This window comes from Arthrobacter cavernae, from assembly GCF_017368795.1.
Taxonomy (GTDB): domain Bacteria; phylum Actinomycetota; class Actinomycetes; order Actinomycetales; family Micrococcaceae; genus Arthrobacter; species Arthrobacter cavernae.
The window spans coordinates 15,805-37,214 of sequence record NZ_JAFNLL010000031.1 but is presented as its reverse complement, the minus strand read 5'-3'; the positions used below and the strand labels follow the sequence as shown (position 1 = coordinate 37,214).

Below are 21,410 nucleotides of genomic sequence, written 5' to 3'. Positions count from 1 at the left end.
TCCTAAATAAGCTGTACCCCCACGTAGGCGAGTACTCCGATGAGAGCCCAGGAGAGCATGGCGACGGTGATCGCCCTTCCGCTGGTGTGAAGCAGGGACCGTATCTGCACCGACGCCCCCAGTCCGAAGAGCGCCGCGGCGAGCAGCAGATCCTGGGCGATTGCGGCGCCTTCCAGTACCGCATGCGGCAGGATGCCCAGCGTCCGCAGCACGATCATCGCCATGAACCCGGCCACGAAGAGCGGGATCAAGGGCGGGAACGTGGGCTTGCCTTCTTCGGTGCCGCCGGCTGCCTGGCTGAGTTGAGACTCACCCTGTTGAGACCGATTCCGGGACCGGCTGCGGTAGCGCTGCACCAGGGCGGCACCGGTGACCATCGGAGCAAGCATGAGGACGCGGGTGAGCTTGATGATCAGGGCCCCGGCCAGGGCCGCGGTTCCTGCCGTCTGCGCCGTGGCCACCACCTGCCCCACGTCATGGACGCTGGCACCCACCCAATGCCCGAACTGCACCTCGTCCAGGCCGAGCGGACCTTTGAGGGCAGGCAGCACAGCGATGGCCAGCGTTCCGCACAGCGTCACGAGCGCGATGGGCACCACGGTGCCGCGGTGGTCCGTCTTGGTCACTCCGCTCATGGCCCCGATGGCGGAGGCACCGCAGATGGAAAAGCCTGCGGCCAGGAGAATCGGCTGATCGCCCGGGAGCCTGAAGGCCTTGCCCAGAAGCAGGGTGCCCACGAAGGTCAGCAGGACGATGCCCACCACGATCCCCAGCGTGGCCCAGCCGAGGGCTGCCACGTCGATGAGGCTCAGCTTCAGTCCGAGCAGCACGATTCCGAGCCGCATGAACCTCTTGGCGGCCAGCACCAGCCCGGGCTGCATGACTCCTTCCACTGCCGTGCCGATCCCGGGCAGGTTGGCGGCGAGGATGCCCAGGATGACGGCCACCGTGAGGAAGGGCAGCACCGGGACGGCCGCGTGGACAAGCCAGGCGAGGGCCACGGCGGCCGCCGCCAGGGCGAGCCCGGGCAGACGCTTGTTCCGCAGGCCCCGGGAGAGGAATCCATGCTTCTTGTCCGCCCCGGCGGGCGTGCCGCTTCCTACCGGCCCGCCGCTTCCTGCCGGTTTACTGCTTCCTACGGGGGTGGCAACGTCTTGTGTCATGGTCGTCTGCGATCCTCCCGCAGCGGGCTTGCGCCTTGCTCGGGCCGGATCTCCTTTCTTTCGAGTACGGAGAGCGATTGCATGGCGCTCAACAGGCCAACGGATGCGATGTCCGCGGCGCTGCAACCGCGGGACAGATCGTTAAGGGGTGCCGCCAGACCCTGCAGGATGGGGCCGACGGCGACTGCTCCCCCAAGCCGTTCGGTGATCTTGTAGCCGATGTTGCCGGCGTCCAGGCTGGGGAACACCAGGACGTTTGCCTGGCCCGCGACCTCCGAGCCGGGCGCCTTCGCCGCCCCGATGGCGGGGACCAGCGCGGCATCAAACTGCAGTTCGCCGTCCACGTCCAGCAGCGGCTGGCGGGTCCGCAGGATCTCCATCGCGGCCCTGACCTTGTCCACCTGCGGGTGGGCGGCGCTGCCCCGGGTGCTGAAGGACAGCATCGCCACCTTCGGCGGCTGCCCGGTCAGCGCCTGGTGCATCGCGGCTGCCGAGACGGCGATGTCCGCCAGCTGCGCGGCGGAAGGATCGGGAACGACGGCGCAATCGCCGAACGTCAGTTCCCTTCCGTCGGGCAGCAGCATCAGGAAGGAGCTGCTCAGGGTGGTGCAGCCGGGAGCCAGGCCCACCACGCGCAGCGCGGCGCGGAGCACCAGCGCCGTGGGCGTCGCGGCCCCGGCCACACAGGCATCCAGGTACCCGGCCCGCAATGCGGCCGCGGCAACATGGACCGGTTCCTGCCTGGCCTGGGGCAGCTGTTCGGGTTTGCGGGCGTACGCCTCCCCGATCAGCGAGGCGATGCTGCCGTCGCCGGCCAGCCCGCCGACGTCGAGGATTGCCTCGCCGGGCAGCACGCAGTCCAGTTTGTCCGCCAGACGCCGGATCTCGGCGCTCCTGCCGATGAGCCGGGGGCTGATGATTCCTTCCGCGGCCAGCGCGCTGGCCGCCCGGACGGCACGCTCGTCCTCGCCGTCGGCGAATCCGACCACCCGGCCGCGGCCGGACAGTTCCTGGCGCCAGCGCTCAAACAGCGCACTTCCCGCGGACGGCACTGCCTGCGGACTGCGCTTCTCAACAATCGCCGTCGCCATGGTGGTACCTCTCGTCTCGAACAGTGAAGCTGCGGAGGCGTCCACGGGGGGACGCCTCCGCAGGCGACAAACCGGGTGCGGTGGTTAGGGCTGGACGGCCTTCTCGATGTCGGTGAGCATGCCGTCCACGCCGTGCAGCAGCGCGGACAGGACCTCGGAATCCGCCACCAGGGGCGGGGAGATCATGATCATGGTGGCGCCGCGGTCGTCGCCGCGCAGGATCACCTTGGTCCGTTTGAAGGACTCGGGCAGGACCTCGCGCAGGACCTTCAGCGACTCCGCTTCGCTCAGTTCGCGGCCGCTGAAGCTGTCCGCCATGAGTTCGATTGCGTAGAAGAAGCCCGTGCCGCGGACTGCCTTGACGCAGCGGTGCGAGTTCTTCAGGGACTCCAGTGCCGCCAGGATCCTGGGTCCCTGTTCCTGGACGTTGCCCAGGACGTTTTCGTCGCGCATGGCGGTGATGTTGGCGACCGCGACGGCGGTGGAGACCGGGTGCCCGCCCCAGGTGGCGCCGTGGGTGAAGACGCCGCCCTTGGAGGAGTTGAACAGCTCCTGGACCAGCTGCTCGCGGACGATCACACCGCCCAGCGGGGCGTAGCCGGAGGTGGAGCCCTTCGCGAAGGTGACCAGGTCCGGGACGACGCCGGTGACGCCGTAGCCGAAGAAGTGGCCCAGCCGCCCGAAGGAGCAGATGACCTCGTCGGAGACCAGCAGGATCCCGTACTTGTCGCACAGGGCGCGCAGTGCCGGCCAGTAGCCGTCCGGCGCCACGAGGGCACCGCGGCCGTTCTGGACCGGCTCGGCAAAGATCGCCGCGATGGTTTCCGGGCCCTCTTCCAGGACCACGCGCTCGATGGCGCGGAAGCAGTCCAGCTCGGTGACCGGGCCGCAGTCGCCGGTGAATCCGAGGGTGTTCGGGACGCTGCGGATGCCCGGCAGGAGCTCGCCGAACGGATCCTTGATCTTGGGCAGCTGCGTGATGGACAGGGCACCCATGGTGGTGCCGTGGTAGGCCATGTCGCGGCTGATCACCTTGGTGCGCTGCGGCTGGCCCTGGCTGCGGAAGTACTGGCGGGCAAACTTCAGGGCCGTCTCCACGGCCTCGGAGCCGGAGTTGACGAAGAACGTGGTGCCGAGGTCGCCGGGGGCCAGCTCCGCGATGAGTGCGGCGGCCTCGATGGCCGGCGGGTGGGCGGCACCCCAGTTGGAGGCGTAGGCCAGGGTGCTGATCTGCTCGCTGGCGGCCTTGGCGATGTCCTGGCGGCCGTGGCCCATGTTCACGCAGAAGAGGCCGGCGAGGCCGTCCAGATAGCGGTCCCCCTCGGTGTCGATGAGGTAGCTTCCTTCGCCGCGGACGAAGATCGGGAACTCGCTGTCCCAGGTGTCCTTGCGGGTGAAGTGGGGTCCGAGGTGGCGCCGGGCCCGGGCCCGGAGTGTGGAGGCGTCCAAGACCATCTCCTTCTTGTCGAGGTGAGTAGCGATGTTCGAAGCCTAGGCCGGGGGCCCTGGCCCGCATCAGTGCCACATGGGGCCCAGCTGAGGGGTCCAGTTTGGTCCCCTCACCTGACGCGCATCTGGTCCTTCTGGTCCCATCCTGGACCAGACCATACTTCGATAATGCTGCGCAGCCCGCACGGCGGACTCACTTGCAGCGCACCCCATCGACAACACGGAGGTCACAATGAAGATCGGCATCCCGAAGGAAATCAAGTCCCACGAATACCGAGTAGCCGTCACGCCGGCCGGCGTCCACGAGCTGGTTGCCCACGGGCACGAGGTATTCATTGAGGCCGGCGCCGGTGAGGGCTCGTCCATCTCCGATGATGCGTACACGGTGGAGGGAGCCACCATCCTTCCGACGGCCGATGAGGTCTGGGCCATCGCGGACCTGCTGCTCAAGGTCAAGGAGCCGATCGCCGAGGAATACCACCGCATGCGGCCGGACCTGACGATCTTCACGTACCTGCACCTGGCCGCCGACGAGGCCTGCACCCGGGCCCTGCTCGACGCCGGCAGTACCTCCATCGCCTACGAGACGGTCCAGCTCGACGACGGTTCATTGCCGCTGCTGTTCCCCATGAGCGAGGTGGCCGGCCGGCTGGCTCCCCTGGTGGGCGCACAGTGCCTGACCCGTCCCGAAGGCGGCCGCGGCGTCCTGATCGGCGGCGTCTCCGGCGTGGCACCTGCCCGTGTGGTCATCATCGGCGCAGGCGTCTCCGGCATGAACGCCGTGGCCGTGGCTGCCGGCATGTGGGCGGACGTGGTCCTGTTCGACAAGAACGTGGACAAGCTGCGCGCCGCAGACCGCATGTACCAGGGCAGGGTCCGCACCCTCGCCGCCAACCAGCTCGCCATCGAACAGGAGGTCATCCAGGCCGACCTGGTCATCGGCGCCGTGCTGGTGCCCGGAGCCAAGGCGCCCAAGATCGTCTCCAACGAGCTGGTCTCCCGCATGAAGCCCGGCAGCGTCCTGGTGGACATCGCCATCGACCAGGGCGGCTGCTTCGAGGATTCGCACCCCACCACGCACCAGGAACCAACCTTCCGCGTCCACGGCTCGGTGTTCTACTGCGTGGCCAACATGCCCGGCGCCGTCCCGCACACGTCCACCTATGCGCTGACCAACGTCACGCTGCCGTACGTGCTGCAGATCGCCGACAAGGGCGTGGAGCGGGCCGTGGCCGAGAACGCTGCACTGCGCGCTGGCCTGAGCACCCTGGGCGGGCGCCTCACCAACGCCGCGGTGGGCGCGGCGCATGGCATCGACGTCGTTGATTCACTGGAATCTTTGGCCCGTAGCTAAAGTACAAAGAGAAATTCTTGGCGGGGGAGTTCATACTGAACTCCCCCGCTTCTTTCGGTCCTGATACTTCATCGCGCAGCTTGGGAGGCGAATCGTGCCACGGACACTCATAGAGATTGACCGCAGTTCCAGCGAACCCCTGTACCGGCAGGTCCGCCGCGTCATCGAGCACGGCATCGCCGTGGGCATCTTCGATTCACGCCGCAGGCTCCCCAGCTCCCGGGAGCTGGCCGCCGAGCTCAAGGTTGCCCGCAACACCATCAACCTGGCCTACCAGGAACTGCTCACCGAGGGCCTGGTGCTCAGCCATGAGCGCAGCGGCATCTTCGTCAACCCGGAGATGATAGCCGCGGCCGAGGCCGAGGTGCCTGCCACGGATTCGGTGATCGACTGGTCCTCCCGGATGCGGCGCTACGCCGACGAAGGCATCCCGGAGGTGGAAAAGACGCCCGACTGGTACACGTACCCGTACCCGTTCGTCGCCGGCCAGGTGGATGTCCACAGCTTCCCCGCCACCGCCTGGGTCCGCAGCCTCCGCGAGGCCCTGTACCAGCCCCACCGCTTCGCCAGCCTCCAGGACAGCGTGGGCGCGGACGACCCCATGCTCATCGACATGATCCGCCGCCAGATCCTCCCGGCACGCGGCATCGAGGCCGGGCCGGATGAAATCCTCATCACGGTGGGCTCCCAGCAGGGACTGGACCTGCTGGCAAGAACGCTGCTGGGCCCGCACCAGCGCGTGGGCATCGAGAACCCCGGCTATCTTGACGCCCGCCACATCTTCCTGCGCACCGGCGCCCAGGTCTACGGGATCGACGTCGACCAAGACGGGCTCTGCCTCCCCGAAACACTCAGCGGCACCGCCCTCCTGTACGTCACCCCCAGCCACCACCACCCCACCAACGTCACGCTCAGCATGGAGCGCCGCCGTCGTCTACTCAAGCTCGCCGCCGCCTCCGGAACGGTCCTCATCGAGGACGACTACGACAGCGAATTCCGTTACGAAGGAAGCCCCAGCCCCGCGCTGAAAGCCCTCGACTCCACCGGCGACGTGCTGTACCTGGGCACGTTCTCCAAGTTCCTCTCGCCGGGCCTGCGGCTGGGCTTCCTGGTTGGCCCCGCGGAACTGATCACCGAACTGCGCCGCGTGCGGCGGTACCAAGTGCGTCACCCTCCCGGGCACATGCAGCGCGCCCTCGCCCTGATGATCGACAGCGGCGACTACCACCGCGCCCTGCGCCGCCACCGGCGGCAGCTGAAGACGCGCTGGGAAACGGTCACCCAGGTCTCCGCGCAGTGCCTGCCGTGGGAACAGGGCCCATACCCGCCCGGCGGCGTCAGCCTCTGGGTGGAAGGCCCCGCCCGGCTGGATGCCGTGGAACTGGTGCGCCGTGCTGAACAGCGCGGCGTCCTGATCGAACGCGGGGACATCTTCTTCAGCCAGGAGAATCCGCCACGGAACTGCTTCCGGATCGGCTTCGGCGCCATACCCGCGCGCTCCATCCCGGAGGGCCTCGCCCGCGTGGGCGAGGAGGCAAAGAAACTGCTCGCCGAAGGCTAGGGCCGGCGGCGTCACTCGTGCACACAAAGATTCCCCGGACCGTTCGGTCCGGGGAATCTTTGTGTCTGCGTCGTGCCGTTCCGATTAGACGTAGTCCTTGTACTTCTCGAGGGTGCGGACCGGCTTGGCGAGGGCATCGCGACGGAAGGGATCTCCCAGTTCGCGGGTGCACATGACCTCGATGACCGTGGTCTTGCCTTCTTCCATCTGGGCGGCGAGGGCGCGCTTGAGGGCGGGGCCCACCTCGTCGAGCTGGTCCACCACGATGCCTTCGGCACCCATGGTCTGGGCCATGGCGGCGAAGCTCTCGCCGTTGTCCAGTTCGCCGGCTACGAAGCGGCGGTTGTAGAACTCCACCTGGTTCTTCTTCTCCGCACCCCACTGGCGGTTGCGGAAGACGATGGCCGTGACGGGGATGTCGTGCCGGACCGCGGTGAGGACTTCACCCATGCTCATGGCCCAGGCGCCGTCACCGGCGTAGGCCACGGCCGGGCGGTCCATGGCCGCGGCCTTGGCGCCGATCATGGTCGGCAGGGCGTAGCCGCAGTTGCCGAAGCTCATCGGGGCGAAGAAGCTCCGCGGCTTCTCGAAGCGCAGGTAGCTGTGGGCCACGGAGTTGATGTTGCCGATGTCGGTGGAGATCATGACGTTCTCCGGCATGGCCTTCTCAAGCTCGCGGAGGACCTGGCGCGGGGACAGCCAGTTGCCTTCCTCATTCTTGTGCTCCTCGAGCATGTCCAGGCTGTACTCATCCTTTTCGTGGGTCCACGCGGTGAGTTCCTCCTCCCAGGCTTCCTTCTCGGCCTTGATGGTGGCGGCACGCTCGGCCTTGGTGGCGTCGCAGGCCAGGGTGAGCTGGTCCAGGCGCTTGCCCAGTTCGATTGCCACGGCCTTGGCATCGCCGCAGATGCCCACGCTGATCTTCTTGACCAGGCCGAGCATGGTGTGGTCGGCGTCGATCTGGATGATCTTCGCTTCGGTGGGCCAGTAGGCCTGGCCGTACTGCGGCAGGGTGCCGAAGGGGCCCAGCCGGGTGCCGAGGGCGATCACGACGTCGGCCTGGGAGATGAGCTTCATGCCCGCCTTGGATCCCTGGTAGCCGAGCGGTCCGGCCCAGAGCGGGTGGCTGGCCGGGAAGGAGTCGTTGTGCTGGTAGCTGTTGACCACCGGGGCGCCCAGGCGTTCCGCGAGCGCCTTGCATTCCTCGACGCCGTCGGCCATGACCACGCCGCCGCCGGAGACGATCACGGGGAACTTGGCCGTGGCGAGCAGGGCCGCGGCCTCGTCCAGGCTCTTGGTGCCGCCGGCGCCGCGGTCCACGCGGCGCGGCTGCGGGATCTCGGCAGTGATCTCGCCGTAGAAGTAGTCACGCGGGATGTTCAGCTGGGTGGGGCCGTTTTCGGACATGGCGCGGTCGAAGCAGCGGCCGGTGAACTCGGCCATGCGGGCCGGGTGGGTCACGTGGCCCTGGTACTTGGTGAATTCCTGGAACATGGGCAGCTGCTTGGCTTCCTGGAAGCCGCCGAGCCCGATGCCCGTGGTGCCGGCTTCCGGCGTCACGATGACCACGGGGCTGTGCGCCCAGAATGCTGCGGCGATGCCGGTGACGCAGTTGCTGATGCCCGGGCCGTTCTGGCCGATGACCACGCCGTGGCGGCCGCTGGCACGGGCATAGCCGTCGGCCATGTGGGCCGCGCCCTGCTCGTGGACCACCGGAACCAGGCGGATGCCTGCGGGGGCGAAGATGTCCATGGCGTCCATGAAGGCTGAACCCATGATGCCGAAAATGTCGGTGACGTCGTTGGCGACCAGCGTCTCCACGAAGGCCTCCGACGGCGTCATCTTCTGCACGCCCTTGACGACTTCGCGGGCGGGCCTGGCCGCTGCCGCCTGGGCGCCATTGCCCTGTGCCGCGGTTGACTCGGTGACGAGAGCTTCTGCCGTGCCGTTGCCGGCAACGTATGAGAGTTCGGCGGTGTCTTGGCTCATGTTGACTGCTCCTCCTCCAGGACTTCGCCCAGATACGCTAGAAATATAAAAAAATGGAACGCAACGTTCCTGTTTTGGTGCTGATGCCGAGATTATGGCAAAATGGCAACAACGTCAACGGGTATTTCAAATATTCGGAACGGCACGTACGATATTCTTGATATAGACGCCGAATACAGTGCGGTTTGACCACGTGGAGGACAACAAATGGCTGAGATTCACAGGCTCGGTGAGCCCGCCCTACAGGCGCCGACGGAGCTGGCCGGGGACACCCCCACCATGCGGCTGTTCTCCCTGCTGGAACTGATCGCCACCAAGGACCAGCTGTTCACCCTCCAGGGCCTGGTGGAGGAAACGGGCACGCCCAAGCCCACCCTGCACCGCATGCTGCAGCAGCTGGAAGGCTCCGGCCTGCTGATCCGGGAGAACAACGGCCGGCACTACGGCACAGGGGTCCGGCTGCGGCGCATGGCGGAGAACCTGCTGATCAACGACATGCACCACGGCGCCCGCCACGCGGTGCTGCGCAACCTGGTCGCGGAACTGGGCGAGAGCTGCAACGTGACGGCGGTGTCCGGCAGCGAGGTGGTCTACCTGGACCGCATCGAAACCTCCGAGCCCCTGCGGATCACGCTCCAGCCCGGCTCCCGGGTTCCCGTGCACTGCTCGGCCAGCGGAAAGATGATCCTCTCCCAGCTCAGCCCGGCCCAGCGCAGGCGCCTCATTGCAGCCGCCCCGCTGGAGCGCTTCACCAACAAGACCGTGACGGACCCCGAGCTGATCGAGGAGGAACTCCAGCGCGTCCGCCGTGACGGCTACGCGATCGATGACGAGGAATTCCTGCCGGGCATGGTCTGCGTGGCCGTGCTGGTCCCCACCTCCAATGCAGTGTCCAACCTCTGCGTCGCCGTGCAGGCGCCGGTCATGCGCCTCACCCCCGAGAAGGGGCTGAAACTGCTCCCTGCCCTGCAGCGTGCCGCGGCGGCGATCAGCCTGATCGAGGCCGAGTCCGGTTCCGGCACCGCGGACGGTACCTCCGACGGAACCTCCGACGGCGGCATCACCGGCGGCCGCAGCGTCACCGGCGGCCGCACTGCCGGGGCGGAGGACGAGCTGTGGACCAGCTGAGCCGCCTGATGCCGGACGAAATGGTGTCCGTCCGCGAGGTGTTCCATCTCGATTCGGACCTCAAGGTGGCGGCCTTCCGGGAAGCCGACGAGCATGTCCCCGAGGTGGACCCCGCCTACCGTTTCAACCACGACGTCACGCTGGCCATCCTGGCCGCATTCACCCGGAACCGGCGGATGCTGCTCCAGGGCCTGCACGGCACAGGCAAGTCCACGCACATCGAGCAGGTGGCCGCCCGGCTGAACTGGCCCTGCGTGCGGGTGAACCTGGACGGCCACATCAGCAGGCTTGACCTGGTGGGCCGCGACACCGTGGTCCTGAAGGACGGCAAACAGATCACCGAGTTCCAGGAGGGGATCGTCCCCTGGGCCATCCAGCGGCCCGTGGCCCTGATCCTGGACGAGTACGACGCCGGCCGGCCGGACGTGATGTTCGTGATCCAGCGGCTGCTGGAGCGCGACGGCAAGCTGACTCTGCTCGACCAAAACCGCGTCCTCGACGTGCACCCCGGGTTCCGGCTTTTTGCCACGGCCAACACCGTGGGACTGGGCAACCTCAACGGCATGTACCACGGTGTCCAGCGGCTCAACCATGCGCAGATCGACCGCTGGAACATCGTCGCGGCCCTGAACCATCCCCCGGCGGAGGACGAGATCGGGATCGTCCTGGCCCGGGTCCCCGAGCTGGACCACGCGGCCGGCCGGGAACTGGTGGCGTCCATGGTGGCCGTGGCCAAGCTGACGCGGGACGGTTTCCGGGTAGGCGATCTGTCCACCCTGATGTCCCCGCGCACCGTCATCACCTGGGCCGAGAACATCGGGATCTTCGGCGATGCCGGCAAGGCGTTCCGGCTGTCCTTCGTCAACAAGTGCGATGAGGCCGAGCAGCCGCTCATCGCCGAATACTTCCAGCGCTGCTTCGACCGCGAACTGGAAGCGCCAAGGACGGCGGGCTACCTGCCCGCCGAACCGCAGCCAGCCGCTGTTTTCGCTGCCGCCGCGGCCGGATAGGCCACGCCATGGCCTCCCTGGCGGAGCAGACGGAGCAGGCGGAGAAGGAACGGGCGGAGACCGCCTCCCGGCAGCTCGCGGCCGCCTCGCTCCGCCGCCGGAAGCAGACCGTTGAGCTGTGTGCCGCCGCCCTGCGCGCGCTCAGCGGGCAGCCCGGCCTGCACTTCCGCGGCCCGGCGTTGTACCGCGAGAGCGCCCCCGTGGCCATGCCGGCGCCCCACCTCCATCCGGGTATGGACAGCACGGACCTGGATGCCTTCCGCGGCGCGGCCGACGGCATGGCGCTGCGCCTGCTGCACAGCGACGCCGCCCTGCATGCGGAGCTCTGCCCCGCAACGCCCGCACGGATGCTGGTGTTCGAGATGCTCGAACAGTTCCGCGCCGAATCGCTGGGCGACGCCGCCATGCCGGGGGTGCGGGCCAACCTGAACCGCCGCTTCCTGCAATGGTCCCGCGAGTTCGAGGCGTCCACGCTCGCCGAGACGGCCCTGGGAATCATCCTCTTCACCGTCGCCCAGGTCTGCCGGGCGCGGATCACCGCCGAGCCGATGGCCCCGGACTTCGAGGACCGGATCGAGTCCACCCGGGCAGATCTTGCCCCGTACCTCGGCACTCACCTGGCTGCCCTGCGGCGGGAACGGTTCTCCCAATCCCGCTTTGCCCGCCACGCCCTCGCCATCGCGGAAACCGTCGCCGCCATCAGCGAGCACCTGGAGGCCCGGGAGGCGCGGCCCTCCCGCTCCGGCGGCCGGGCGCAGTTCCCGCTGCTCTTCGACCAGGACAGCAACGACGACGCCGTCCCCACCGCCGCGTATGGGCGCAGCAAGGCGCTCGAAACCGGAGAGGGTGGCTACCGCCGCTTCACCACCGCCTACGACCGCGAGTTCCAGGCCACGGAGCTGGTCCGCACCGAACTGCTGCGCGGCTACCGGCAACAGCTGGACGACGACATTGCACGGCAGGGCATCAACGTGCCCCGGCTCGGCCGTGCCCTGGGCGCGGTGCTGTCCACCGCCGTCCACGACGGCTGGGACGGCGATGCCCTGGAAGGGCGCCTCGACGGCAGCAGGCTCGCCCGGCTGGTCACGTCCTCCGGGGACCGCAGGGTGTTCCGGACCGAACGGACCGAGCCCCGGAGCGATGCCACGGTGACGTTCCTGGTGGACTGTTCCGGGTCCATGAAGGAACACAGCGCCGCCGTGGCCGCGCTGGTGGACGTCTACGCGCGCGCCCTGGAACTTGCCGGGGCGCGCTGCGAAGTCCTGGGCTTCACCACGGCGGCCTGGAACGGCGGCCGGGCCGGGAAGGACTGGATCCGCGCCGGCAGGCCCCCGCATCCGGGGCGGCTCAACGAGGTACGGCACCTGGTGTTCAAGGACGCCGACACCCCGTGGCGTCTGGCCCGCCCGGCCATTGCGGGGCTGATGAAAAAGGACCTGTTCCGCGAAGGAGCGGACGGCGAGGCCGTGGACTGGGCCTGCGCGCGGCTCAGCGACGCCGGGAGCGGCGGCGTCCGGGGAAGCGTCGCCGGGGGCAGCGGTTCCGAGCGCCGGATCCTGCTGGTGGTGTCCGACGGCAGCCCGACGGACGGTGCCACCGCCCTGGCCAACGACGGCCACTACCTGGAACAGCACCTGCGGGACGTCGTGGCGGCCCACGAAGCCGCCGGCACCGCGGAAATCTTCGGACTGGGCGTGGGGCTGGACCTCTCGCCGTACTACCGCAGGAACATCGCACTGGACCTCTCGCGCGGAAGCAGCGCCGCCGTCGTCGGGCAGGTCCTGGCCCTGCTGGCCGGACGCCGCTGACGCAACCCGCCGCGCAGCCACCCGGAACACTGTCGCAAAGCCGTTAAACACCAAAGCCCGCCGCGGGGAGGTGCCTCCATTGGCACTTCCCCGCGGCGGGCTTTGCGGACCGGACGGACATCCGGCGGAAGATCAGGGGCGGGCCGCTACCGGCTGCTTGTCGGGGTCCGGCTCGGCCGCGGCGTCCAGGGACGGATCCACCGGAAGCTCTGCGGCATCGTTGCCGGCCTCCTCCGACGGCTTCCGGCCGTAACGTCTGCGGACCTCGTAGCTGAGGAGGATGACGACCAGCGTGATACCGCTCATCACGAACTGGCTCTGGGTGCTGGGCAGCAGGGCCATCGCGGCGATCACGGAGAGCATCAGCGCGATGGTTGCGTAGCTCAGCCACGGGAACAGCCACATCTTCAGCTTGAGCGCCGCCGGATCCTCGCGGCCCAGCCGCTTGCGCAGCACCACCTGCGACAGGGCGATGGCCAGGTAGACGAAGAGCGCCACGGCACCGTAGGAGTTCACCAGGAAGGCGAACACCACATCGCCCCAGACGTAGACACAGACCACGGAAACGTACCCCACGGTGGTGCCCAGCAGGATCGCACGGCGCGGAACGCCGCTCCTGGAGAGCTTGGTGAAGAACTTGGGCGCATCCCCGTTGCGGGTGAGGGCGAACAGCATGCGAGAGGTGGTGTACAGCGCGGAGTTCAAGCACGAGAGCACCGCGGTGAGGACGATGAAGTTCATGATGGTGGACACCGCCGGGATGCCCAGGACGTCCAGCACGGCCGCGTACGGGCTCACGCCGACGCTCTCGGCATCCCACCGCTGGATCGCCACCACCACGAAGATCGAGCCGACGTAGAAGGTCACCACCCGGGCCACGATGGAACGCATGGCCTTCTTGACGGAGCGCTCGGGGTTTTCCGACTCGGCGGCCGCAATGGTGATGATTTCCGCACCGGTGTAGAAAGCCACACAGGGGACGACGGCGGCCAGCACGGCTCCCCAGCCCAGCGGCGTGAAGCCGCCGTGGTCAAACAAGTTGGCGATGCCCGGCGTCGATTCGGGCCACAGCCCGGTGATCCACAGGACGCCCAGCCCCAGGAACAGGACGATGGCCACCACTTTGATGGAGCTGAACCAGTACTCGAATTCGCCGAAGGAGCGGGCGGAAACCATGTTCGTCGCGCTGAGTACAACCATCAGGCCCAGGCTGAGCATCCACAGCGGAACCATGGGGAACCACAGCTGGATGATCCGGCCACCGGCAATCGCCTCGACGGCCACCACGATCACAAAGAAATACCAGTACATCCAGCCGGTGGCGAACCCGGCCCGCTGGCCGAGTGCCTGCCGTGCGTAGACGTAAAAAGAGCCCACCACCGGACGCGCCACGGCCATTTCGGCCAGCATCCGCATGAGGAGCAAGGTGATGACGCCTGCGATCGCAAACGAGATGATGGCCGCAGGGCCGGTACTGCTGATCACAACGCCACTGCCGACGAACAGCCCGGCACCGATGACGCCCCCAATGGCGATCAGGTTCATGTGTCTGTTCTTGAGGCCCTTGCTGAGACCGACGTTGTCGGCCTGCCGGGGTTCGGCTTGATACACGTTTCCTCCAAGATGCTCTGACGAAACCCGTTGAAGTGCACTTCGGTGCCCGCGCCACGAAGCGCGAAGCCAGGTCCACCGGAGGTATCGGTCCCCACTGCTTCCTGCCGAGTGATCCCGATCACTCCTCCTGGTGTAGCCCCAAAGCTACGGAAGGGAGGTGGAGGTGCACAGTGCCAGATCACGCGGAAAAGAGGGAGCCAGCGGTGAAAGAGTGGGTCCAGAAAGTCTCCCATGGATGCAGTCCGGCCCGAAGATGACCCCACCGGCACCGCCGTGGCCTCCGCGTTCCGATAGTGGAAACCGTGGAGGCCACGGCGGGGCCGGCGCAGCAAGGGCCGCGTGAGTGGGCCGCTCCGTAGACTGGGCGGATGGATTCGCTTATTCACTCACTGCGTGACATCACTATCCGGAGCATCTCGGTGAGCGAGATGAACAACAACGTGTACCTGCTGACCTCGAAGGCCAGCGGCGCACAACTGCTGATTGATGCCGCGGACGACCTTCCGGCCATCCAGGCGATGCTGGCGGACTCGGCCGCGGACACCACGGCCGAACCCACGCTGGTGCAGATTGCAACGACGCACCAGCATTGGGACCATGTCCGGGCGCTGCCGGGCCTGGTGGAAGCCACGGGCGCCAGGACATCGGCGGGCGCGGATGACGCCCCCGAACTGCCCGTGCCCGTGGACGTGGTGCTGGAGCACGGGGATGTCAGCACGTTTGATGGGTTCGAGGTCACCGCCGTCCACCTGCGCGGGCACACCCCGGGGTCCATCGCGTTTGTCTACGACGATCCGGAAGGGCCGGCCCACATTTTCAGCGGCGACTCGTTGTTCCCGGGCGGCGTAGGCAACACGGGCAACGACCCCGTGCGGTTCGCTTCGCTGCTGGACGACGTGACGGAGCGGCTGTTCGAGGCCTACCCGGACGACACCGTGGTGCACCCGGGCCATGGCGATCCGACCACCCTGGGGGCCGAGCGGCCGCACCTGGCCGAGTGGCGCGCCCGCGGCTGGTAGGGACCAGCACGTTTCAGAGATCGACCGGTGCCCGAAAAGCGCCGTTTTGAATGTTCAAAACGGCGCTGGGCCCACGCCGGCAGGGTTCCCTGGCCGAGCTTGCGAGGTTAGGGGGCCGGTGGGGATTAGCGGCCGCGGCGTTCGTTGGACGCCGGAGCCGAGGCGCGGCGCGGGCCGCTGCGGGCCGGACGGCCGGAGCCACCGCGACCGGAGTTGCCGGAACCTGCGCCGTAGGATCCGCCGGACGTGCCGCCCGTGTTCGAGGACCATACGGCCTTGTTGCCGGTGCTGCGCGTAGACGTGGCGGATTCCGTGCGCGGAGCCGCTGCCGAGCGCTGGCCACCCGAGGCACGCTGGCCCGTTGCGGGACGGCCCGAACGGCTGTTCTGGCCCTGCGCACCGGCAACGTCGTTGCGGTGGCCCGAGCCGGCGGCGCCGCGGCCACGCGAGCTGCGCGCGACGTCGTCGTTGGCTGCCGCGCGGCGGTCCGCACGGTTGATGTCGGTGCGCACGGGCTCGGCGCCAACCTTGCCACGGCCACCGCGCCCACCACGGCCACCCGCTGTGGGTGCGGCCTGGGTGGTGCGGCGGCTGCGCTTGCGCTGGGCGTTGGCACCGGTGGACGTGCCGCCGCCCTGCTGCGGAGCCTTCGCTGCGAGCAGTGCAGCACGGGTGCGGGGGTCAACCTTGTCCGCAACGTCGCCCACCAGCTCGGCGACCAGCGGGGAGTTGGCAGTGACGCGCTCGAAGGAGACGTCCACGCCGGCAGCCTTCATGAGCTTCTTGACGTCGGCCTGCTGCTCCGGGAGGGTCAGCGTGACCACGGTGCCGTCGGAACCTGCGCGGGCCGTACGGCCGGAGCGGTGCAGGTAAGCCTTGTGCTCTGTGGGCGGGTCAACATGGATGACGAGTTCGACGTCGTCCACGTGCACGCCGCGGGCCGCGACGTCGGTGGCCACCAGGACGCGGACCTCGCCGCTGGAGAACTCGGCCAGGTTGCGGTCACGGGCGTTCTGCGACAGGTTGCCGTGCAGGTCCACGGCGGGGATGCCGCAGTCGGTGAGGGTCTTGGCAAGTTTGCGGGCGTGGTGCTTGGTGCGCATGAAGAGGACGCGGCGGCCGGCGCCGGAGGCCAGTTCCACGATCAGCTGCTTCTTGACGGTCTGGTCGTTGACCACCAGGACGTGGTGTTCCATGGTGGTGACGGCGGCCTGGGGATCGTCCACGGAGTGCGTCAGCGGGTTGGACAGGTAACGGTTGACCAGCTTGTCAACACCGTTGTCCAGGGTTGCGGAGAAGAGCAGGCGCTGGCCCTGGGTGGGGGTCATGTCCATGAGCTTCTTGACCACCGGGAGGAAGCCGAGGTCGGCCATGTGGTCGGCCTCATCCAGCACAGTGACCTCGACTGCTTCGAGGGTCAGGATGCGCTGGCGGATGAGGTCCTCGAGGCGGCCCGGGCAGGCGATGACGATGTCGACGCCGGCGCGCAGCGCCTTTTCCTGGCGGGCCTGGGAGATGCCACCGTAGATCACCGTGGTGTTCAGGCCCATGGCCTTGGCCAGCGGCTCGATGGTCGCGTTGATCTGGGTGGCCAGCTCGCGGGTCGGCGCGAGCACCAGGCCCATGGGGCGGCCCGGCTTGCGGAAGTGCTTGGCTTCGCGCTCGGCGAGGCGTGCCACGAGCGGAATGGCGAAGGCGATGGTCTTGCCGGAGCCGGTGCGGCCACGGCCCAGGACGTCGCGGCCGGCGAGGGTGTCCGGGAGGGTCTTGACCTGGATGGGGAAGGCCTCTTCGATGCCATCAGCGGCGAGGGACTCGGCGATGGCCTTGGGCGTGCCAAGGGCAGCAAAAGTAGTCATGTGTTTCTTGGGTCTTTCTGGCGGTGTCCAGCGGACATCGTCCCCCGACGCCGGTTGGGCCAAGGGTTCGCCGAGGAAAAAGTCAGTGATCTACCGGTCGGCATGAAGCCGTGGCCGGGACCAGAGAGAACGCGTTCATCGACGCAGGATGTGCCTCTCACATGAAAAAAGCCCACAACCCGAATCCGGGACAAAGCGGGCATCACTGCACATCAAGTAGGTCCAGTCTAGCAGTCGCGCGGATATGGCCTTGCCACGGCCGCCCCCACCTTCGAGTTTGTGTCAGAGAGCCGGACCAGGCATCGCGGCGGGTGCCAGCGCGACCACTAGCGCGATCACAGTCAGTGCGATCGCGACCGAGCGATTGGTCAGCCGCTTCCATGGGAGCATCTTCTCGGCCGCGATGAAGGCCCCCACCACCGCCATCCAGCCGACATTCATCACCCCGAGCGCAAAGAGTGCCACCATGAGGGCCCAGCAGCATCCGATGCACCAGGTGCCGTGCTCGACCCCCATTCGCAGCGCGCCCCCGTACCCTGAACGCATGCGCCGGAGAATGAAGTCCATGGGCGTCCGGCATTTCATCAGGGCGACGTTCTTGGCCGCCGTGAGCTGGTAGGCGGCCGCGGCGAGGATCACTCCGGCTGCCAAATAGCGACCCCCGGGATCCGAGGAAAGGAAGTTGGGAAAGAGCGCGGCGACTGACGCGTAGAGTGCATAGGCTGCGACGCCAAAGATCGTCCACGCGATGAGGTAGCCGGCCACGAACACCGCGGTGCCACCCCGCGGTGCGGGGCGTCCGGACTCGCGGCGGTGGCGATGGATACGCGCGTACGAGACGACCATTGGGGCAACGGAGGGAAACATCATCGCTGCCAGCATCACGACCCATGTGGTGAGGAAGAATCCGAGTGACCCGGGGTCGGTCCAGCGACCCATGTCCATACCGCTCATCCGGGGGGCCGTGACGACCCAGCTCACGGAGGCGAGGGTGAGGAGAACCGCGACTAGTCCGGCCTCGCGCGGATCGATCCTGGATCCGGCGCGCGCGGGTGGGCGCGCCCCGGGTCCGGGTATCAGTTTCCTGTTCGGCATATGCGGCCAGCGATCATGCGCGCCCCTTAGGGGCGCCCTCCGTCATCTCGCTCGCGAAGCTGAAGTCTGCGGTCTCGCCATAGACCCCGTCGAAGTCGAGACCGAAGAGGTCCGAGTGTCCCGGCCCTTTTCCGATCAAGAACTCGGGTGCAAAGCCGAACATCGCATTCTTGACGGTTGTGACGCCGCCGTCAGGTCCCGGCAGTGGCTCGAATGTGAAGCTCGCGCGCCCTGCGACGGAGGCGGAGGGCGTCTCGCCGTCGTTGAACGTGACGCTGGCACGCTCGACGCCGAGCCATTCCCCGTACAACGCCGCGAAGTCGGCGAACGGACCGCCGGCGTCGCCGTGGAGGATGCCTTCGAGAGCGCCAGCCTGTTCCTCCGACGCTCCTTCGTCGACGATGACGCCGACCTTCCAGTTGCCTGCGGTTAGGTTGGAGGGGAACAAATTGCAGAAAGCGAAGTCGACTCCCGACAGGTCGATGTCATCGTGCTTTCCGCTTGCGATATGGAACACGCCCACGCCCCGGCACTCGCCGTTGGGTCCGGTGGGGGGACTGTCGACAGGGCAGGGACAGATCAGCGAGCAAGAGCAATTTGCGACGTATTTGCCGGACATTTCCCAAGACATCAGGACTCTCCTCCTTGGCGCCGTCGCCTAGGAGACACGCGCCTAGGCGTATCGGAAAACTTGGTTTGAACGCGGGAAAAACCCCGTTAACGCAGAGATTATTCCTGCACTGCATGGGCGTCAATAGCTCGCGGGGACTCATAGAAAACCTCCGCGTAGCCGCCCCGGCCGGGCAGGGTGATTCCCGCGAAAGCCGGCGCCGTCGGCCGCCTACCCCGTCGGCGGGAGCTCCGCGGCCGTCGGTACCACGGCGCCAGTCGCCGTCGAGTCCGGGTTCAGCATCCAGCCCACCCGCTTTGCCGTACTCAGCATCACGACGCTTTCGACGAGTTCAATGCCCGGAATGCGCTGCTGGATGGCGAGTTCCATCTCCATGACCTCGGCCAGGGAACGCAGCCACATGATGATCACAAAGTTGGTGCTCCCCGTGGTGGAAGCCGTGAACCTGACGTTTCTGACGGCGCGCAGTTCGGCAGCCGCGGCTTCATGCTGGCCTGCTGGAACATTCGCGAACCACTGGCATGTAATGGGATAGCCCGAGAATTGCTGGGCAATTTCGCACCGGAAGGACAGCATCCGGCTCGCCAGCACGCGGCCGAGCTGACGCTGCACCGTGGCGGGGTGTCGTCCCAGGGCGCGTGCGATTTCCGCGGCGGAGGCCCTTCCGTCCCGGGCGAGGAAGGGAAGGAGCGCCATGTGGCTCGCCGGCAACGGGGTGACAACTGCGTAGGGGGCGGATGGATTGGCCGCTTCCGGCCCGGCAAGGGCCCGCAGCGCCTGCTGCTCGGCTCGGCTCAGCACATTGAGCCGCCACGCATAGCCGCTGGTGTGGATCCGGGTGCACAGCGAGGTCCGGTACTTGGTGAGCCCCCGGATTTCCTTGAGCTTGGGCAGCAGCCGGTTGCTGAACTCGCCCAGGTCCTGGGTGATCACGGTCAGCATGAGGTCACGGTTGCTGGCGGCTTCCTCAACAGTGATGACCTCTGGAACTGCTGCGAGCGCGGCGGTGACCTCGGGCCTGAGGTGCATTTCACAGTCCACGTCCATCAGTGCAAGGCAGGCATTCTTGGGATCACCCATGAGGTGCGCCGTTGTCCAGGCCGCTCCAGACTCGCGCAGCCGGTCCCACCGCGACGCCAGCGTGGTGGCATGGACGCCGAGGACATCGGCTGCGTCCGACCAGCTGATGCGTGGCGAGATCTGCAGGGCATTGATCAGCCGCAGGTCCTCTTCGCTGAGTTCCATCAGTGACTCCCTTCTGGATGATGCGTGAATCCTGTTAATTCTGGCATTCATGTGAATTTTTTCAGGGCTTTGGAAGATTGTGAAGCCAGTCACTCCACAATGGCTAGTAGGACTTACCAACCGTTCGGGAAACAGGAGAACAGATGTCGATCACCACCGATGCCAAGGAACTGCAGGGCGAAATCGCGCGGTTCCGCCACGAGCTCCATCAGGAGCCGGAGATCGGCCTGGACCTCCCCCGGACCCAGGAAAAAGTCCTCAAGGCGCTCGACGGGCTGCCGTACGAAATCACCCTCGGTGAGAGCACGACGTCGGTCACCGCGGTCCTGCGCGGCGGCGCGCCGCACGCTTCGGCCGAGAAGCCGGCTGTCCTGCTCCGCGCCGACATGGACGGCCTCCCCGTCCAGGAACGCACCGGCGTCGACTACACCTCACGCATCGACGGCGCCATGCACGCCTGCGGCCACGACCTCCACACCTCCATGCTTGCCGGTGCCGCCACCCTGCTGGCCGAACGCCGTGAGCAGCTCGCCGGCGACGTCGTCCTGATGTTCCAGCCGGGAGAGGAAGGCTTCGACGGCGCGGGCCACATGATCCGCGAGGGTGTACTGGAAGCCGCCGGCCGCCGCGTGGATGCCGCCTACGGCATGCACGTCTTCTCCGCGTTGGAGCCGCACGGCCAGTTCTGCACCAAGCCGGGCGTCATGCTTAGCGCCTCCGACGGGCTCTTCGTCACCGTCCTGGGGGCAGGCGGCCACGGCTCCGCGCCGTATTCGGCGAAGGACCCGGTCACTGCAGCCGCCGAAATGGTGACGGCCTTGCAGGTCATGATTACCCGTCAGTTCAACATGTTCGATCCCGTGGTCCTGACCGTCGGCCTCCTGCAGGCAGGCACCAAGCGCAACGTCATCCCCGAATCCGCGCGCTTCGAAGCCACCATCCGCACCTTCTCGGAAAAATCCCGGGAACGGATGATGAAGGCCATCCCCGTGCTACTCAAGGGCATCGCTGCCGCCCACGGCCTCGAGGTGGACGTCGACTACCGCGGCGAATACCCCCTCACCATCACGGACGAGGATGAGACCAACACTGCCGAGAACGTCATCTCCGGCATGTTCGGCGATTCCCGGCTCTCCCGCTGGGCCACTCCGATGAGCGGCTCGGAGGATTTCTCGCGTGTCCTGGCCGAAGTGCCCGGCACGTTCGTGGGTCTCAGCGCCGTGCCCCGGGGCGCGGACCACACCACCTCACCGTTCAACCACTCCCCCTATGCCACTTTTGACGACGGCGTACTGTCCGACGGCGCTGCGCTCTACGCAGAGCTCGCCGTCTCCCGCATCGCAACCCTTGCCAGCGCCGGCGCCGGCAACTGATCCATCCACCCAGCACTTTGG

At 67.4% G+C, this 21,410-nt stretch carries 16 protein-coding genes; 7 read left to right on the top strand and 9 right to left on the bottom strand.

Annotation, left to right across the window (positions count from 1 at the left end):
* Nucleotides 1–2: 2 nt before the first annotated feature.
* Genes J1902_RS13035 through J1902_RS13025 form a run of 3 tightly spaced genes read right to left on the bottom strand, consistent with a single transcriptional unit; the run spans nt 3 to nt 3,703 of the window.
* Nucleotides 3–1,163, bottom strand: a complete 1,161-nt coding sequence (locus tag J1902_RS13035) for a YeiH family protein (RefSeq protein WP_207616702.1) — start codon at nt 1,161–1,163, stop codon at nt 3–5.
* Nucleotides 1,160–2,299: a phosphotransacetylase gene (locus J1902_RS13030; protein WP_207616700.1), complete on the bottom strand. Its 1,140-nt coding sequence runs from the start codon at nt 2,297–2,299 to the stop codon at nt 1,160–1,162. The genes J1902_RS13035 and J1902_RS13030 overlap by 4 nt, the downstream gene beginning before the upstream one ends.
* 39 nt (nt 2,300–2,338) lie before the next feature.
* Nucleotides 2,339–3,703 carry an aspartate aminotransferase family protein gene (locus tag J1902_RS13025; RefSeq protein WP_207616698.1) on the bottom strand — a complete coding sequence of 455 codons (1,365 nt, stop codon included), beginning with the start codon at nt 3,701–3,703 and terminating at the stop codon, nt 2,339–2,341.
* Between the two features lie 232 nt (nt 3,704–3,935).
* Between J1902_RS13025 and ald the strand changes: the two genes are divergently transcribed.
* A complete protein-coding gene (ald, locus tag J1902_RS13020) occupies nt 3,936–5,057 on the top strand; it encodes an alanine dehydrogenase (RefSeq protein ID WP_207616696.1) in 1,122 nt (373 codons plus the stop codon).
* A 94-nt stretch (nt 5,058–5,151) separates the two neighbouring features.
* On the top strand, nt 5,152–6,618 hold the full coding sequence (gene pdxR, locus J1902_RS13015) for a MocR-like pyridoxine biosynthesis transcription factor PdxR (RefSeq protein ID WP_207616694.1): 1,467 nt from the start codon (nt 5,152–5,154) through the stop codon (nt 6,616–6,618).
* 84 nt (nt 6,619–6,702) lie between these two features.
* Here the strand turns inward: pdxR and xsc are convergent, their stop codons facing one another.
* The gene (gene xsc, locus J1902_RS13010; RefSeq protein WP_242701979.1) at nt 6,703–8,607 is read right to left on the bottom strand and encodes a sulfoacetaldehyde acetyltransferase; all 1,905 of its coding nucleotides are present in this window, start codon (nt 8,605–8,607) and stop codon (nt 6,703–6,705) included.
* Between the two features lie 207 nt (nt 8,608–8,814).
* Between xsc and J1902_RS13005 the strand changes: the two genes are divergently transcribed.
* Genes J1902_RS13005 through J1902_RS12995 form a run of 3 tightly spaced genes read left to right on the top strand, consistent with a single transcriptional unit; the run spans nt 8,815 to nt 12,553 of the window.
* Nucleotides 8,815–9,735 carry an IclR family transcriptional regulator gene (locus tag J1902_RS13005; RefSeq protein WP_207616692.1) on the top strand — a complete coding sequence of 307 codons (921 nt, stop codon included), beginning with the start codon at nt 8,815–8,817 and terminating at the stop codon, nt 9,733–9,735.
* Nucleotides 9,723–10,745, top strand: a complete 1,023-nt coding sequence (locus tag J1902_RS13000; protein ID WP_307794447.1) for an AAA family ATPase — start codon at nt 9,723–9,725, stop codon at nt 10,743–10,745. The genes J1902_RS13005 and J1902_RS13000 overlap by 13 nt, the downstream gene beginning before the upstream one ends.
* Before the next feature lie 8 nt (nt 10,746–10,753).
* Entirely contained in the window at nt 10,754–12,553 is a 1,800-nt protein-coding gene (locus J1902_RS12995; RefSeq protein ID WP_207616690.1) for a cobaltochelatase CobT-related protein, read from the top strand.
* Nucleotides 12,554–12,685: 132 nt separating this feature from the next.
* Here the strand turns inward: J1902_RS12995 and J1902_RS12990 are convergent, their stop codons facing one another.
* On the bottom strand, nt 12,686–14,164 hold the full coding sequence (locus J1902_RS12990; RefSeq protein ID WP_207616688.1) for an amino acid permease: 1,479 nt from the start codon (nt 14,162–14,164) through the stop codon (nt 12,686–12,688).
* A 371-nt stretch (nt 14,165–14,535) separates the two neighbouring features.
* Here J1902_RS12990 and J1902_RS12985 point away from each other — a divergent pair, with 371 nt between their 5' ends.
* Nucleotides 14,536–15,186 (top strand): MBL fold metallo-hydrolase, encoded by a 651-nt coding sequence (locus tag J1902_RS12985; RefSeq protein WP_207616686.1) that lies wholly within the window; start codon nt 14,536–14,538, stop codon nt 15,184–15,186.
* A 125-nt stretch (nt 15,187–15,311) separates the two neighbouring features.
* Here the strand turns inward: J1902_RS12985 and J1902_RS12980 are convergent, their stop codons facing one another.
* From J1902_RS12980 to J1902_RS12965, 4 genes are all read right to left on the bottom strand, one after another.
* Nucleotides 15,312–17,045: a DEAD/DEAH box helicase gene (locus tag J1902_RS12980; protein WP_207616684.1), complete on the bottom strand. Its 1,734-nt coding sequence runs from the start codon at nt 17,043–17,045 to the stop codon at nt 15,312–15,314.
* A gap of 282 nt (nt 17,046–17,327) precedes the next feature.
* On the bottom strand, nt 17,328–18,026 hold the full coding sequence (locus J1902_RS12975; RefSeq protein ID WP_307794446.1) for a DUF2182 domain-containing protein: 699 nt from the start codon (nt 18,024–18,026) through the stop codon (nt 17,328–17,330).
* A 127-nt stretch (nt 18,027–18,153) separates the two neighbouring features.
* Complete coding sequence (locus J1902_RS12970) at nt 18,154–18,771, bottom strand: DUF1326 domain-containing protein (protein ID WP_207616681.1); 618 nt, start codon at nt 18,769–18,771, stop codon at nt 18,154–18,156.
* Nucleotides 18,772–18,981: 210 nt separating this feature from the next.
* Entirely contained in the window at nt 18,982–20,016 is a 1,035-nt protein-coding gene (locus J1902_RS12965; RefSeq protein WP_207616679.1) for an Lrp/AsnC family transcriptional regulator, read from the bottom strand.
* Nucleotides 20,017–20,159: 143 nt separating this feature from the next.
* Between J1902_RS12965 and J1902_RS12960 the strand changes: the two genes are divergently transcribed.
* A complete protein-coding gene (locus J1902_RS12960) occupies nt 20,160–21,389 on the top strand; it encodes a M20 metallopeptidase family protein (protein ID WP_207616677.1) in 1,230 nt (409 codons plus the stop codon).
* Nucleotides 21,390–21,410: the final 21 nt, after the last annotated feature.